Annotated in this window: 12 protein-coding genes and 1 tRNA gene; 6 read left to right on the top strand and 7 right to left on the bottom strand. The window is 44.3% G+C overall.

Annotated features, from left to right (window positions below):
• Positions 1-260: 260 nt before the first annotated feature.
• On the top strand, positions 261-767 hold the full coding sequence (locus OC443_RS15185; RefSeq protein WP_073586315.1) for a Fe3+-citrate ABC transporter substrate-binding protein: 507 nt from the start codon (positions 261-263) through the stop codon (positions 765-767).
• A gap of 265 nt (positions 768-1032) precedes the next feature.
• Here the strand turns inward: OC443_RS15185 and gltX are convergent, their stop codons facing one another.
• Positions 1033-2460, bottom strand: coding sequence for a glutamate--tRNA ligase (gene gltX / locus OC443_RS15190; protein ID WP_073586316.1), 1428 nt, complete (start codon positions 2458-2460; stop codon positions 1033-1035).
• 187 nt (positions 2461-2647) lie between these two features.
• On the opposite strand from gltX, the gene OC443_RS15195 reads away from it, so the two are divergent.
• Positions 2648-5404 (top strand): heavy metal translocating P-type ATPase, encoded by a 2757-nt coding sequence (locus OC443_RS15195; RefSeq protein ID WP_073586317.1) that lies wholly within the window; start codon positions 2648-2650, stop codon positions 5402-5404.
• A gap of 202 nt (positions 5405-5606) precedes the next feature.
• On the opposite strand, the gene OC443_RS15200 is transcribed toward OC443_RS15195, so the two are convergent.
• Together OC443_RS15200 and OC443_RS15205 are read right to left on the bottom strand one after the other, a co-directional pair.
• Positions 5607-5683: transfer RNA gene (locus OC443_RS15200), tRNA-Pro, on the bottom strand.
• Positions 5684-5988: 305 nt separating this feature from the next.
• Positions 5989-6204 carry a hypothetical protein gene (locus OC443_RS15205; protein ID WP_073586318.1) on the bottom strand — a complete coding sequence of 72 codons (216 nt, stop codon included), beginning with the start codon at positions 6202-6204 and terminating at the stop codon, positions 5989-5991.
• 136 nt (positions 6205-6340) lie between these two features.
• On the opposite strand from OC443_RS15205, the gene smrA reads away from it, so the two are divergent.
• Complete coding sequence (gene smrA / locus OC443_RS15210) at positions 6341-6925, top strand: DNA endonuclease SmrA (RefSeq protein WP_073586319.1); 585 nt, start codon at positions 6341-6343, stop codon at positions 6923-6925.
• Between the two features lie 68 nt (positions 6926-6993).
• Here smrA and upp read toward each other — a convergent pair whose 3' ends face one another.
• On the bottom strand, positions 6994-7620 hold the full coding sequence (gene upp, locus OC443_RS15215) for a uracil phosphoribosyltransferase (protein WP_073586320.1): 627 nt from the start codon (positions 7618-7620) through the stop codon (positions 6994-6996).
• Positions 7621-7896: 276 nt separating this feature from the next.
• Between upp and purM the strand changes: the two genes are divergently transcribed.
• Together purM and purN are read left to right on the top strand one after the other, a co-directional pair.
• A complete protein-coding gene (gene purM / locus OC443_RS15220) occupies positions 7897-8937 on the top strand; it encodes a phosphoribosylformylglycinamidine cyclo-ligase (protein ID WP_073586321.1) in 1041 nt (346 codons plus the stop codon).
• A 4-nt stretch (positions 8938-8941) separates the two neighbouring features.
• The gene (purN, locus tag OC443_RS15225) at positions 8942-9586 is read left to right on the top strand and encodes a phosphoribosylglycinamide formyltransferase (protein WP_073586322.1); all 645 of its coding nucleotides are present in this window, start codon (positions 8942-8944) and stop codon (positions 9584-9586) included.
• 102 nt (positions 9587-9688) lie between these two features.
• Here the strand turns inward: purN and tnpA are convergent, their stop codons facing one another.
• The 3 genes from tnpA to lpcA form a co-directional block, all read right to left on the bottom strand.
• Positions 9689-10126, bottom strand: coding sequence for an IS200/IS605 family transposase (gene tnpA, locus OC443_RS15230; RefSeq protein WP_073580231.1), 438 nt, complete (start codon positions 10124-10126; stop codon positions 9689-9691).
• A gap of 173 nt (positions 10127-10299) precedes the next feature.
• The gene (locus tag OC443_RS15235) at positions 10300-11142 is read right to left on the bottom strand and encodes a class II glutamine amidotransferase (protein WP_073586004.1); all 843 of its coding nucleotides are present in this window, start codon (positions 11140-11142) and stop codon (positions 10300-10302) included.
• 48 nt (positions 11143-11190) lie between these two features.
• On the bottom strand, positions 11191-11766 hold the full coding sequence (lpcA, locus tag OC443_RS15240; protein WP_073586005.1) for a D-sedoheptulose 7-phosphate isomerase: 576 nt from the start codon (positions 11764-11766) through the stop codon (positions 11191-11193).
• A 316-nt stretch (positions 11767-12082) separates the two neighbouring features.
• Here lpcA and fadE point away from each other — a divergent pair, with 316 nt between their 5' ends.
• The gene (fadE, locus tag OC443_RS15245) at positions 12083-14506 is read left to right on the top strand and encodes an acyl-CoA dehydrogenase FadE (RefSeq protein WP_073586006.1); all 2424 of its coding nucleotides are present in this window, start codon (positions 12083-12085) and stop codon (positions 14504-14506) included.
• The last annotated feature ends 59 nt before the right edge of the window (positions 14507-14565 follow it).

Raw genomic sequence — 14565 nt, forward strand, 5'->3', positions numbered from 1 at the left:
TCAGAAAGAAAAGAGTCACTGCGGCATGCGACAATAAAGAAGGGTAGAACCTCCGACGACAGACCGGAGTGAGTTCAATCAATCAACAAAATTGACATTTTGCTTACAAACTAACGTCATCTGGTATGATATCTTTTTGTGTATTTCGGTGTTGAATATTATAGCTGTAAAGTGATAACTTAAACACTAAAAAGACGTGCTTCACCTGAAGTACAAATTAGTCTAGTATTGTTATTAATAAAAATATCCATAACTCGTGAATGAAAAAAAGTAATCTGGAAACGAACACAGGTCATCGCTTCATATCGAAAGCGAAAACTGCCTACAAAATTCATATTCACACACCAGATGACAAAGTATTGCACCGCTCTGTCGGATTTATCCGAATCGGCGATAGGAAAGGCCTGAAAAAGGCTATCAAACTACGCAATGAACTAGGTCGTCAAATGTGGGGAAGGTTTTGGCGTATGCTGTTGAAAGACCCTTACCTGATGACCCGCCTTCCGCATAGTCTTGAGCCAAAGATTATTTATAAACCCCGGCCAACAAAAGACAACCCGGATTACCGGGACGCATGTTATATTGCGGCGTGGCGGACTTATAGTGAAGACGGGACATGCCATTTCAAAAGTGTCGTCTGTTCTATCAATAAGCATGGGAAGTTAGCCGCTTACAGCAAGACCAAAAAAGCACTGCTTGAAGCGCATAAAGACTACCTTGATATACTGCTTTATATGGGAAGGCTGAATAGTATTGATCTGAAATAGCGTTTTTTCTTTCTCTCAACAGTAAATCAGGACACCGGCTCTGACCGGCACCCCTGGATTTTTCAGCGACTTCCTCACTTCTGGACTCATCACCTGATTCACAATTCAGCTGTCGTTATGTTACGGAACAATGCATATACCCAAGCAACCTGAATCATGTATCTTCAGGTTGCTTGGGTATATGCCTGTGGCAGCGCGAAGGCACACAGAAGAAATAAAAAATGCCGGCAAAAGCCAGCATTTTTATCATCAATTCAGCGCCATTTTATTGAGCATTTGCTTCTCTGGCTTCAATAAATTCAATCGCCATTTCAATACGCTGAATCACCCGTTCTTTCCCTATCAGGTTCATTGTTGCATCGACCGAAGGAGACTGGCCAATCCCCGTGACAGCAACACGTAATGGCATACCGACTTTCCCCATCCCCACTTCAAGTTCTTCACATACAGAAGCAATCACCTGATGCAAGCTCTCAGTATTCCACGGATTAAGCGCTTTTATTTTTTCAAGTGCCAATGATAATGGTGCTTTAGCAACACCTCTCAGGTGTTTTTTCGCAGCACCGGGCTCAAAAGCATCAAAATCTTCATAGAAGTACCGGGACTGCTGAGCCAGTTCAACCAATGTATTACAACGCTCACCGACTAACTGAATCACAGCTGTAATTGCAGGTCCGTTTTCTTTATGAATGTTTTGCTGATCTAAATGCCATTGTAAATGTTTAGCTACATACTCGGGATCTGAGTTTTTAATATATTGATTATTCAACCATAACAGCTTGTCAGTATTAAATGCAGAAGCCGATTTACTAATCGCATCCAGACTAAAATACTCAATCATTTCATCCCGGGTAAAAATTTCCTGATCACCATGTGACCATCCCAAACGGACTAAATAATTATTTAACGCATTCGGTAAATAACCTTCATCACGATACTGCATCACGGACACAGCGCCATGACGCTTCGACAATTTAGCTCCATCGTCACCCAGAATCATGGCACAATGAGCAAATGTCGGGACCGGCGCTTCAAGCGCCAGATAGATATTAATCTGCCGGGCGGTATTATTGATATGGTCTTCACCACGGACGACATGGGTAATCCCCATATCCCAATCATCAACCACAACACAGAAGTTATACGTTGGTGAGCCATCAGTCCGGCGAATAATCAGATCATCCAGCTGATCATTGCGAATTTCAATCCGGCCACGGATCTGATCGTCAAAGACAACACTCCCCTCTTTCGGGTTACAAAAACGAACCACATACGGATCGCTTTCTTTAGCCGCTTCGTTCACCGCTTTAATTTTTGGGTGATTCGCATCGTAACGTGGATTTTCTTTATTCGCTTCCTGTTCTGCACGAATCTCATCCAGTAATTCCTTTGAAGCATAACACTTATAAGCTTTACCGGCTGCCAGCAACTGGTCCACGGCCTCATTATAGCGATCAAAACGTTTTGTCTGGTAGTACGGACCTTCATCCCAATCCAGCTCTAACCAGCTCATGCCTTCAAGAATTGCATCCACAGCTTCCTGAGTTGAACGCTCCAGATCTGTATCTTCAATACGTAAGACAAATTCTCCTGCCTGGTTCTTTGCATAGAGCCAGGAATAAAGTGCTGTACGGGCACCACCAACATGAAGAAACCCTGTCGGGCTTGGAGCAAAACGCGTTTTAACCGTCATTATGATTTACCTTTATCCTGATACTTCAGATGGCTGTTCATAAGCCAAAATTTGGCCGTATTCTAGCACTCGCTTATCCGTTCAGACAATGACCCTTTGATTTTAATCCGCATCAGATTAACACTTGACCTTTCCCTTAAGTCAGGGTTTATCGTTGCATACAAAGATACCCGGAAGAGGAACAACGATGAACCACTTCACCCTCCCTTTATCAGGACTTCATTGCATGGGTTGTGTCCGGAAAGTTGAGAAAAACCTGAAAGAACAACACAACGTCACGATTCATCACCTGTCAGTCACAAAGCTCGATGTCGAAACAGAGGCATCACTCAATGACATTATTTCGCAGATCGAAACTCTGGGATTTTCAGCCGGAGAAAAGAAATATTTCCGGCTCAAAGGCCTTCATTGCGGTAAGTGTGTCAACAAACTGAACGCACTACTGGCGTCTTCAGCAGAAAATGCAGCCATTAAGGTGACAAAAGAATCTTTATCGCTCATTTCACTATTATCCGATGAAAGAATTCAGGAACAGGTTGCTTCTGTGGGATTCGAAGCCTTGCCGGAAACAACTCAAACACCGGTCACTTCTGTATCGGAGCAAACACAAGCAGATACTACTGATAAGCCCCCAAAAGAAACCGGCGTAAAAATTCAGGGGGAAGCGGCTTCACAACCATCCACTCATCTGCTCATTCAGGGAATGACATGTGCCAGCTGTGTTTCATCTGTGGAAAAAGCCTTATCATCGCTCAATGGCGTGCAATTGGTACAAGTGAATCTCGCAGAGCAAAGTGCAGAGGTTTACAGCGCTGACCCACTTCCGTCTCAGGAGTTAATCGATGCTGTCCGGTCAGCCGGATACGATGCAGAAAAAACAGATGATCTGCTTCAGCAGCAGGAAAAACAGCAAAATGCTTTTCAAGTCGCCATCAAAAAATATCAAACCAATGCCTTGATGGGATTGGTTGTCGGCGCTCCCATCATGTTATGGGGTGTTCTGGGGGGCACCATGGCTGTAGAAACACGCTCAGAACAACTTGGATGGGGAACCATCGGTTTCATTTGTCTGTTGCTGTTATGTACTGCCGGTAAATCTTTCTATAGAAATGCCTGGCAATCACTCAGGCACCGCAGGGCTACTATGGATACACTCGTCGCACTGGGTACCGGAGCTGCCTGGCTTTACTCCATCGTTGTCGTTCTGTTTCCTCAATGGTTTCCCACTCTTGCCCGCCATGTTTATTTTGAGGCCAGCGCAATGATCATTGGCCTGATTTCACTCGGTCATGCGATTGAGATGAAAGCCAAATCAAAAACAACACAGTCACTGCAGGCATTAATTGATTTACAACCCCAGCAGGCAACACAAGTGACTGAGAACGGCGACCAAATCATCGCAGTTAATTCGATAAAAAAAGGAATGGTATTAAGAATCAAACCCGGAGACAAAATACCGGTCGATGGTACAATTTCAGAGGGCCAGTCTTATCTGGATGAATCGATGTTAACCGGAGAACCGCTTCCTGTGTTCAAATCACCGGGAATGCAAGTGTCGGCAGGAACACTGAATCACGATGGAAGCCTGCTTGTTTCTGCAACCGGCACCGGTAGTCATACCATGCTTTCCCGCATTATCCAGATGGTCCGGCGGGCTCAGAGCAGTAAACCACCGATGGCAAAAATGGCTGATCAAATAGCTTCAGTCTTTGTACCTGTCGTTGTCGTGATTGCTGTATTTTCTGCACTGATGTGGTTCTGGTTCGGCCCGGAACCCAAAATCAGCCATATGTTGATCGCAGCGACAACGGTTCTGATTATTGCCTGCCCATGTGCACTGGGTCTGGCCACACCACTTTCCGTCACCGTAGGAATCGGAAAAGCCGCAGAAATGGGCATACTGATCCGTGATGCTGATGTACTTCAGACAGCAAGCCAAATCGATACAGTTGTTTTTGATAAAACAGGGACGCTGACAGAAGGGAAACCCAAAGTCCGCCATATCAAGGCAATCGATTTTTCAACCGATGAGTTACTTTCAGTTATCTATGCAATTGAACAACAGTCTGACCACCCCGTCGCAAAAGCTATCTGTGAATATGCAATGGCAGAGAATATCACACCCGCTGAAACCCGGAATTTTAAGAACCTGAGTGGCAGAGGCCTGAACGCAACCTACCAGGATGAACCGGTCCATATTGGTTCCGTTCAGCACATGCAGATGCTGCAAATCAACCTGGAAGCCATTGAGCATGTGATAACACAAGCAGAACAACAAACCTGGACACCAATCATCGTTGCGATCGGTACAGAGGTTCGTGGCATGATTGCGCTCTCCGATCAGATTAAACCAGATGCTTATCAGGTCATTAAAGCGCTAAAGGAACGTGACATCAAAACCGTAATGCTAACCGGAGATAATCAGGCCGTCGCACAATCTGTGGCTGATAGCTTAGGTATCGATACGGTGTTTTCTCAGGTTCTTCCTGAGCAGAAAGCCGCACATATTATCAGACTGCAGCAGCAAGGACGTCATATCGCTATGATTGGAGACGGAATTAATGATGCACCGGCACTTGCACAGGCAGATCTCGGCGTAGCAATGGGTTGCGGTAGTGATATTGCCATCGAAAGTGCTCAGGTCACTTTTCTGCATAACTCTCCGTTGATGATTGTGGATACGATAAAATTATCCGGAGCGGTTCTGAAAAATATCAAACAAAATTTACTGGGCGCTTTTTTCTATAATTCACTGGGAATACCAGTGGCTGCCGGCATACTGTATCCCGTATTTGGTTTTTTGCTGAGTCCGGTCATTGCCGGGGCAGCGATGGCATTGTCGTCCATCACGGTTGTGAGTAATGCAAACCGGCTTCACCGCTATAAACCTCATCTGGAAGTTCCGGCGGATACATCAGACATTCAAACAAAAAATTCAGAATAGAAAATAAACCAATGCGCCTGAAACAAAAAAGCCCCAGCAAATGCTGGGGCTTAGAATGTGGTCGGTGAAGAGGGATTCGAACCCCCGACCCTCTGGTCCGCTTTTTATTGAAAAGAACGGATGCGCTACCAAACTGCGCTACTCTGAAGTTTCGGTTTACAAAAATACAAAAAAGCCCCAGCAAATGCTGAGGCTTAGAATGTGGTCGGTGAAGAGGGATTCGAACCCCCGACCCTCTGGTCCCAAACCAGATGCGCTACCAAACTGCGCTATTCACCGAAAAGAAACATTTTCTGTTCATCAGAATGTCTCATTCGGGGCGTATAATACGGATTCTTTGCTTTGAAGCAACCTATTTCCACAAGTTTTTCAAAAAAAAAAGCCAACTGGTCAAAAGATACCCTCGATTGTATATAAATGTGACTGTATACACATATTATTCAACAAAAATTCAACCTGTTAGATACAATTGATCCAGATCAGCATTGGCCAGTGAATTACGGCTTAATGTGACCTCTGTTGTTGCTATCAATTACAGGAATTTAAGGTGTGAATCTTTGCTTCTGATTGCGAATATCTGACAGCTAAACCCGGGTTCCGCTATTTTTTGTATCGTTATCAATGACAAATCTCCTCACTAGATCGCTTAGCAACTGTGAATCAAAGCAGGACAATGCTACGCACCGGAGCGGATTTTTTATCCACTCCGGTTTTTTATATTTTCCACCAACGTCTGCTTCAGCGTTCGCATTTCCTGACAACAAAATGCTTCTTTGTATATGAATATTCATTTCTTCCATATACCCCACCTGACGAACAAATGATAAACTCCGGACTATGGTATACCGGTGGCAATGTCAAAAATGATTCTGTTCCTCCGGATACATCTGGTTATGTCACCTGACATACTTGTCGAATCTGGTTTGGAGTCCCGCTATGTCTCAGGAAGATTTCAATCTGTTTCAGCAGATGGTTCAAGATGTAAAACCTTTAAGTCATGATACAGCAGAGCTGAAAGCCAGCCATCAGGCGACGGAAGCTCAGTTAGCCAGGCGGGAAGCCGCTGTATTCATTCATGAAGATGATCAGGATTATCTTTCTTTAAATCATGCCCCCATGCTTAAGCCATATGATGTTATTGAATTTAAAAGAAATGGTGTACAGGATGGTGTTTACCGGAAATTACGTCTGGGAAAATACCCGGTTCAGGCAAGGCTGGATCTTCACCGCCACACGCTTGAACAAGCCAGAAAAGAAGTAATTAAGTTTATCAGTCAGTGTATGAAAATGGATATCCGGACGGTTGTAATTGTCCACGGAAAGGGGGAGCGCTCGAATCCCCCGGCATTACTGAAAAGTTTTATTGCTCACTGGATGCCGCAAATCGATGATGTGCAGTGCGTTCACAGTGCTCAACCTCTGCACGGAGGAACCGGCGCTGTTTATATCCTGCTGAGAAAAAGTCAGGCCAAAAAGCTGGAAAACAGAGAGCGGCATCAGAAAAGGCATCAAATATCCTGAAGAAAAAATGATATAAAAAAACACTGGCGATATACTCAGCCAGTGTTTTTTATTCGCTTATTTCACGCTTACTTCGTACCAAAAATCTTATCGCCGGCATCACCTAAACCAGGAACAATATAACCTTTGTCGTTCAGCTTCTCATCAATCGCAGCAGTATAAAGCTCAACATCAGGGTGTGCTTTTTCTAATGCTTCAATCCCTTCCGGTGCCGCAACCAGGACCAATACTTTAAAGTTCTTGCAGCCATTTGCTTTCAGTAAGTCAATCGTTGCAATCATGGAACCACCAGTTGCCAGCATCGGATCAACAACCAGTGCAATGCGTTCCTCAATGTTTGAAGCAATTTTATTAAAATAAGGCACAGGCTGAAGCGTTTCTTCATCCCGGTAAATCCCAACAACACTAATCCGGGCACTTGGAATATGCTCCAGAACGCCATCCATCATCCCGAGTCCGGCTCTCAGAATAGGGACAACTGTCACTTTTTTACCTTTTAGCTGATCAACTTCAACCGGCCCGTTCCAGCCTTCAATTGTCACTTTTTCTGTTTCGAAGTTCGCGGTTGCTTCATAAGTCAATAAACTACCAACCTCAGTCGCCAGTTCACGAAAACGTTTTGTGCTGATATCGCCTTCCCTCATCAGGCCTAATTTGTGCTTGACCAAAGGATGTTTAATTTCAACCACTTTCATCTACATCTCCGACAATAATCTCATTAATAAACTCTCCGATTATATACCGAAATGTAACGAAACGTCAGAACACAAACTGATCACCTGAATAAATTTCATAGTCGTTACATAAAAAAATCAGCGTCATACACAGATTAATGACAAAAAATACCAGCAGGAAAATCAGCAAAAATGATTTTTACAGCGAAGAAAATGCACGCAAACGTTTTCCTTTTATAATTTTCCCTTGTAGAATAGCGCCGTTTTCATATCCAACCAACAAACGAGGATGACCCCGTGACTGGACAAAACAAGTCTCTGAGTTACAAAGATGCCGGTGTTGACATTGATGCAGGTAATGCACTTGTTGATAGAATTAAAGGTGCAGTAAAACAGACCCGCCGCCCTGAAGTAATGGGAGGTTTAGGCGGTTTTGGTGCTTTATGCGAAATCCCAGCGAAATATTCTCATCCTGTTTTGGTTTCAGGTACTGATGGTGTTGGCACAAAGCTGCGTCTGGCTTTGGATATGAAGAAGCATGACACCATCGGCATTGATTTAGTTGCTATGTGTGTCAATGATCTGATCGTACAAGGTGCTGAGCCTTTGTTTTTCCTCGATTATTATGCCACAGGAAAACTGGACGTTGATACAGCAGCGGATGTTGTGACCGGTATTGCTGATGGCTGTAAATTAGCTGGCTGCGCATTGATTGGCGGTGAAACAGCAGAAATGCCCGGCATGTACGATGGCAATGATTATGATGTCGCTGGTTTCTGTGTCGGTGTTGTTGAAAAAGAAGAAATCATCGACGGTTCAAAAGTCAGTGCTGGCGATAGTCTGATCGCTGTTGGTTCCAGTGGTCCGCACTCAAATGGCTTTTCTCTGATCCGGAAGGTGATTGAAGTTTCCGGCGCAGATTTAAATGAAAAGCTGGAAAATAAAACCATTGGTGAGCATCTGCTCGAACCCACCAAAATCTATATTCAATCCGGGTTAAAACTCATCGCTGAACATGATATTCATGCCATTTCTCATATTACCGGCGGTGGTTTCTGGGAAAATATTCCAAGGGTTCTGCCTGAAAATACAAAAGCAGTCATTCAGGGAAATAGCTGGGAGTGGCCGGCAATCTTTAAGTGGCTGCAAGAAAAAGGGAATGTAGATACCCGCGAAATGTACCGGACCTTTAATTGTGGTGTCGGACTGATTATCGCTCTTCCTTCTGATCAGGCTCAGTCTGCGGTTGAACTTTTAAAAGCAGAAGGTGAAAATGCATGGGTTATCGGCCAGATTGAGCAGGCCGGTGCTGATGAAGAACAGGTAGAGATAAAATAATTAAATGAAAAGTATTGTTGTATTAGTTTCTGGGAACGGCACGAATCTGCAGGCCATCATTGATGCCTGCAATTCAGATATTACGAATGGGAAGGTAACAGCCGTTTTTTCAAATAAAGCAGATGCGTATGCTCTGAAAAGAGCTGAAAAAGCCGGAGCAAGTGCAATTTTTATTGATCCTAAATCTTTTGATACCAGAGACGCTTTTGATCGTTCCTTAATGGAGCAAATTGATCAATTTAACCCGACACTGATTATCCTTGCCGGATATATGCGTATCCTGAGTGGAGAGTTTGTCCGCCACTACATGGGAAAAATGATCAATATTCATCCATCACTGCTGCCAAAATATCCGGGGCTGAACACTTATCAACGTGCGATTCTTGCCGGGGATGAAGAACATGGCACCAGCGTTCATTTTGTAACGGAACAGCTTGATGGCGGGCCGGTCATCCTGCAGGCTAAAGTACCTATTGACGATGAAGACACCATTGAGTCTTTGACAGAAAAAGTTCAGGCAGAAGAACACCGGATTTATCCTCTGGTGGCGAAATGGTTTATCGAAGATCGCATCCGGATGGAAGATGGTAAAGCTTACTTTGATGATAAAGAGCTTGGAGTTCACGGTTATACCGGACCACGAACCTGACAGGACGGTATCATCCTTTAAAGCACATCAAACAGTAAAAATCCGCCTTCTTAGAAGGCGGCTTTGGTTTACAGCCCCCTGAAAGGGAGCATTCTCGCGCTGTTAGTTCATCTTCAACTCTAACTGCGCCTCGTATTCTTGATCTTTCTTATCTTGGTGTCTGACGTAACGTCTGATGATTTCTTCATTTACGCCAACCGTATCGACAAAGTAACCTCTTGCCCAAAAATGATTTCCCCAGAGCTTCTTTCTTATATGCGGGAATTTGTTAAACAACCGGATTGCCGAACGTCCTTTCAACATCCCCATCAACGTTGAGATAGACACTTTTGGTGGAACTATCACAACCAGATGAACATGATCTTGCTGAACATTTAGTTCCAAGACCTCGCAATCTTTCATATTGCATAAAATATAGATTGAGCGATAAAGCTCCTTACCTACGTTACCTTTCAGGATCTTGAATCTGTATTTCGGCGTCCAAACTATATGGTATTTACAACGCCAATAGACATGTGATGAACTTCTATAGTCGCCCATGTTTTTTGTTTCCTCTTACTTGTGGTGAATAAGAGGTTTACTTCTAACATGGGCATTTCTTCGGGCAATAGCCCCAAGGTTCAATCACCACCGCCCAAGGCGGTGGTTTAGGGATGACAATAAAAAGAGAAAGGCATTGCCTTTCTCTTTTTATTTTAAACTACCTGAAGATGCTAACTACATGACGTGGGAGCCTGACAACCAGGCTTCGCCTCAGCAAACGACACATCTTTCAGTAAAGCCGTATTACTTTCAATCAGTTCACCACCATGAAAAACACTATACTCTCCCGGTTTCATCCGGTTCCATGCTTCATTGGCAGTTAAAGGCTGAGTCGCAATTACCGTCACCACATCTTCAGGTGACGTTTCTTCCTGAAAGTTGATTTCCACATCCTCATCAATCAGCGTTGCCTTACCAAAAGGTGCTTTACGGGTTATCCAGTAAAGGTGATTCGTACAATAGGTCATCACATGCTCGCCATCGGTCAGCAGCATATTAAAGACGCCCATTCCCCTTAACTGATCACAGCAGGAAGCAATAAAACGATAAACATCACCCATATCCTCCGGTGGAGAAGGATATGCATCATCCAGTTTTTTGAGCAACCAACAAAAAGCCAGCTCACTATCTGTCTGCCCGACCGGACGGTGATTACCTGTGTCCATTCCCTCAAAACCACTCAGCTGACCATTATGAGCGAACGTCCAGAATTTTCCCCACAGCTCTCTGGTAAATGGGTGGGTATTCTCCAGGTTCACCTCACCACGATTTGCCTGTCTGATATGACTGATTACAGCTTTACTTTTAATCGGGTAATTTTGCACCAGCCGGGCGATTGCCGACTGATAGCCCGGCTTTGGATCTTTGAAAGTCCGAAAGCCTTTTCCTTCATAGAAGGTAATTCCCCACCCGTCCCGGTGAGGACCCGTTTTACCACCACGCTGAATTAATCCTGTAAAACTAAAGCAGATATCCGTCGGAACATTTGCACTCATTCCGAGCAACTCACACATAAAACCATTCTCCTTTATTATTGTCAGGGACAGCGCTATAAAAAATGATCAGGCCATTTCTTTCTCAACCAACATAATTAAAATGTGAATAATTTTAATATGAATCTCCTGAATGCGATCCGCATAACCAAAGTGTGGCACCCGGATTTCAACATCTGCGATACCCGCCATTTTCCCGCCATCTTTTCCGGTTAACGCGATGGTTTTCATTCCTTTTTCTTTTGCCGCTTCAATAGCTTTGAGAATATTTCCTGAATTACCAGATGTCGAAAGCCCGAACAGCACATCTCCCTGAGCACCAACAGCTTCAACATAGCGGGAAAAGACAAACTCATAACCAAAATCATTACTGACGCAAGATAAATGGCTGGGATCTGATATCGCAATTCCCGGATAACCCGGACGATTTTCACGATAACGGCCAGTCAGCTCTTCGGCAAAATGCATCGCATCGCAATGAGAACCACCATTTCCACATGAAAGCACTTTGCCTCCCTGTTTAAATGAATCAGCAAGCAGCTTTGCTGCTTTTTCTATTTGCGCAATATTCTCGTCATTACTTAAAAAATTATTTAAAACATCAGCGGCTTCAGCCAGCTCATTTTTAATTAAATCCTGATACATGGGCCTGTTTCTCTTTGATATACCGAAAATTATGTCACTATTGAAGTAACCGGAACGATTACATTGAGTTTACCCCAACAAACGATTCTGTCGAGTCTGTGAGTATCAGATTGCTGGCATTGGCCTCAATTCAACTGACAAATTACCAGGGGCTGTTGACCTTTCACATACAATTTTGCAGCGATTTGTTCGTGCTTTATACAGGGCCCCCGAAGAACTATTGACAGAAATAACAGAGTTACATCACGAAACTGGTAGGACCATCTGTTAAGCACTACGCTTAAAACAGATAAATCCTCTCAGGAAGGAAAGACGTATGGACCTGATGTTTTCTGTGATTATTTTATTTCTGATATGGGGAATTTGCTTATACCACCGGGCTTCGCTATTAGTGAATGTTTGTTGTCTGTTTGCAACCTTAGCTACCCTGACTTTTTTGAACATTGCCGGTGCTGCAACCTGGTATTTCATGCTGGTCGTTGTTGCCTGCATCACAATCCCTGCTTTAAGACAAATCCTGTTCACCTCTTTTCTTTATGATCAGTTTTCAACCAAACTGCCACATATATCAAAAACGGAAACTGAAGCACTGCATGCCGGGACAGTCTGGTGGGAAGCAGAACTATTCAGAGGAAAGCCCGACTGGAAAAAGCTCCATCAATACCCTGCGCCATACCTTACTGCCGAAGAAAAGGCTTTTATTGACGGACCAGTGAATCAGGTGTGTGAAATGGCCAATGATTTTCAAATCACGCATGAACTGGCCGATCTGCCACCTCAAATCTGGGACTTTCTGAAAAAACACCGTTTCTTCGCCCTTATCATCAAAAAACAATATGGAGGCCTGGAATTTTCAGCCTATGCCCAGTCGGTGATATTACAAAAACTCGCCAGTGTTTCCGGTATTTTATCCATTACAGTTGGCGTCCCGAATTCATTGGGACCAGGCGAATTATTACAGCGCTACGGCACTGAGAAACAGAAAAATCATTATCTCCCTAAACTGGCATCCGGACAGGAGATTCCATGCTTTGCACTCACCAGCACTGAAGCTGGCTCAGACGCCACATCTATCCCGGATAAAGGCACTGTTTGCGAAGACATCTGGCAGGGGGAAAAAGTAACCGGAATCCGTCTGAACTGGAACAAACGCTATATCACGCTCGCGCCGGTGGCAACTGTAATCGGGCTTGCTTTTAAACTCAAAGATCCAAACCACCTGCTGGGACAGAAAACCAATATTGGTATCACCTGTGCTCTCATCCCGGCAGATCTTCCGGGAATTGAGATCGGAAGACGTCATTTCCCACTCAATGTCCCGTTTCAAAATGGGCCAACTCAGGGGCACAATGTATTTATCCCGCTTGATTTTATTATCGGCGGAGCGGCAATGGCTGGCCAGGGCTGGAAAATGCTAGTCGATTGTCTTTCTGTCGGACGGGGTATCACACTGCCGTCTAATTCATCTGGTGTTACGAAAACCGCTGCGCTGACGACAGGTGCCTATGCCCGGATTCGCCACCAGTTCAAACAGCCTATCGGCAAAATGGAAGGTATTGAAGAACCACTCGCAAGGCTTGGAGGAAATGCTTACCTCATTGATGCGGCATGCCGCTTAACCACCACCGGAATTAATTCAGGTGAAAAGCCATCCATTATTTCGGCCATAGTCAAACTTCATACAACGCACAGAACCCAACACGTTCTCAAGGACGCAATGGATATCTTAGCAGGCAAAAGCATCTGCCTCGGACCATCGAATTATCTGGCCCGTTATTACCAGAGCGCTCCAATAGCAGTCACGGTTGAAGGTGCAAACATTTTAACCCGATCAATGATCATTTTCGGTCAGGGAATTATTCGGTGTCATCCTTATATTATTCAGGAAATGGAAATCGCACGCTCGGATCATCAACATGGTCAGAAAGCCTTTGATAAGGTATTGAGCCGTCATATTATCTATATACTCAGCAATCTGGTCCGTTCGGTCTGGTTTGGCCTCACTGATGGCATCGGCACATCAAGTCCGGTTAAAGATCAGACCAAACGATATTATCAACAATTAACCCGCTATAGTGCGAATCTGGCCTTGTTAGCCGATATCACCCTGCTGACTCAGGGAGCCCGGCTGAAAAGAAAAGAGCGCCTGTCTGCCCGGTTAGGAGATATCATCAGTCACCTCTATCTGGCTTCGTCCTGCCTGAAACGTTATGAAGATGAAGGACGCTGTGAAGAAGATCTGCCACTGCTGCAATGGGCAATGGAAGATTGTATGAAGGAAATCGAAACAGCGATTATACAACTGCTTCATAACTATCCTTCCCGCTGGCTGAGCCGCTGGTTGAAGTGGAAATTAATGCCTTTCGGCTCTCTCAGGCGTGGTCCTGACGATAAACTTGACCATCAGGTTGCGATGATTCTTCAGTCTCCGGTTGCTTCCAGAAACCGTCTGGGCTGTTATCTGTATCAAAAACCGGTGCCAAACAACCCTGCCGGTATGATTAATCAGGCACTCGACCATATTCTTGAAGCAGAGCCCATTTTTGAGAAAATATGTCAGCATAAAAGTGAACACTATCCATTTATGAAGCTGGATAAATTGGCAGCAATGGCACTGCGGGAAGAACTGATTTCAGAAGAAGAAGCCCATATTTTAGTTCAGGCGGAAAAAGAAAGGCTGTATGTAATTGATGTGGATGACTTTTCATCTGAAGAGTTGGTTTGTGGTCGTCAGAAATAGCCGTCAATAATAGTTTTCGTCCACAAAGTCTCCTGCGATAAAAACACAGGAGACAACTT

The organism is Vibrio quintilis (assembly GCF_024529975.1).
Classification (GTDB): domain Bacteria; phylum Pseudomonadota; class Gammaproteobacteria; order Enterobacterales; family Vibrionaceae; genus Vibrio; species Vibrio quintilis.

Bases quoted from the DNA above. Each gene is read 5' to 3' on its own strand.
- smrA (WP_073586319.1), top strand. From the start codon at position 6,341: ATGTCTCAGGAAGATTTCAATCTGTTTCAGCAGATGGTTCAAGATGTA.
- OC443_RS15195 (WP_073586317.1), top strand. From the start codon at position 2,648: ATGAACCACTTCACCCTCCCTTTATCAGGACTTCATTGCATGGGTTGT.
- tnpA (WP_073580231.1), bottom strand. From the start codon at position 10,126: ATGGGCGACTATAGAAGTTCATCACATGTCTATTGGCGTTGTAAATAC.
- OC443_RS15205 (WP_073586318.1), bottom strand. From the start codon at position 6,204: ATGGAAGAAATGAATATTCATATACAAAGAAGCATTTTGTTGTCAGGA.
- OC443_RS15235 (WP_073586004.1), bottom strand. From the start codon at position 11,142: ATGTGTGAGTTGCTCGGAATGAGTGCAAATGTTCCGACGGATATCTGC.
- purN (WP_073586322.1), top strand. From the start codon at position 8,942: ATGAAAAGTATTGTTGTATTAGTTTCTGGGAACGGCACGAATCTGCAG.
- lpcA (WP_073586005.1), bottom strand. From the start codon at position 11,766: ATGTATCAGGATTTAATTAAAAATGAGCTGGCTGAAGCCGCTGATGTT.
- OC443_RS15185 (WP_073586315.1), top strand. From the start codon at position 261: ATGAAAAAAAGTAATCTGGAAACGAACACAGGTCATCGCTTCATATCG.
- upp (WP_073586320.1), bottom strand. From the start codon at position 7,620: ATGAAAGTGGTTGAAATTAAACATCCTTTGGTCAAGCACAAATTAGGC.
- fadE (WP_073586006.1), top strand. From the start codon at position 12,083: ATGGACCTGATGTTTTCTGTGATTATTTTATTTCTGATATGGGGAATT.
- gltX (WP_073586316.1), bottom strand. From the start codon at position 2,460: ATGACGGTTAAAACGCGTTTTGCTCCAAGCCCGACAGGGTTTCTTCAT.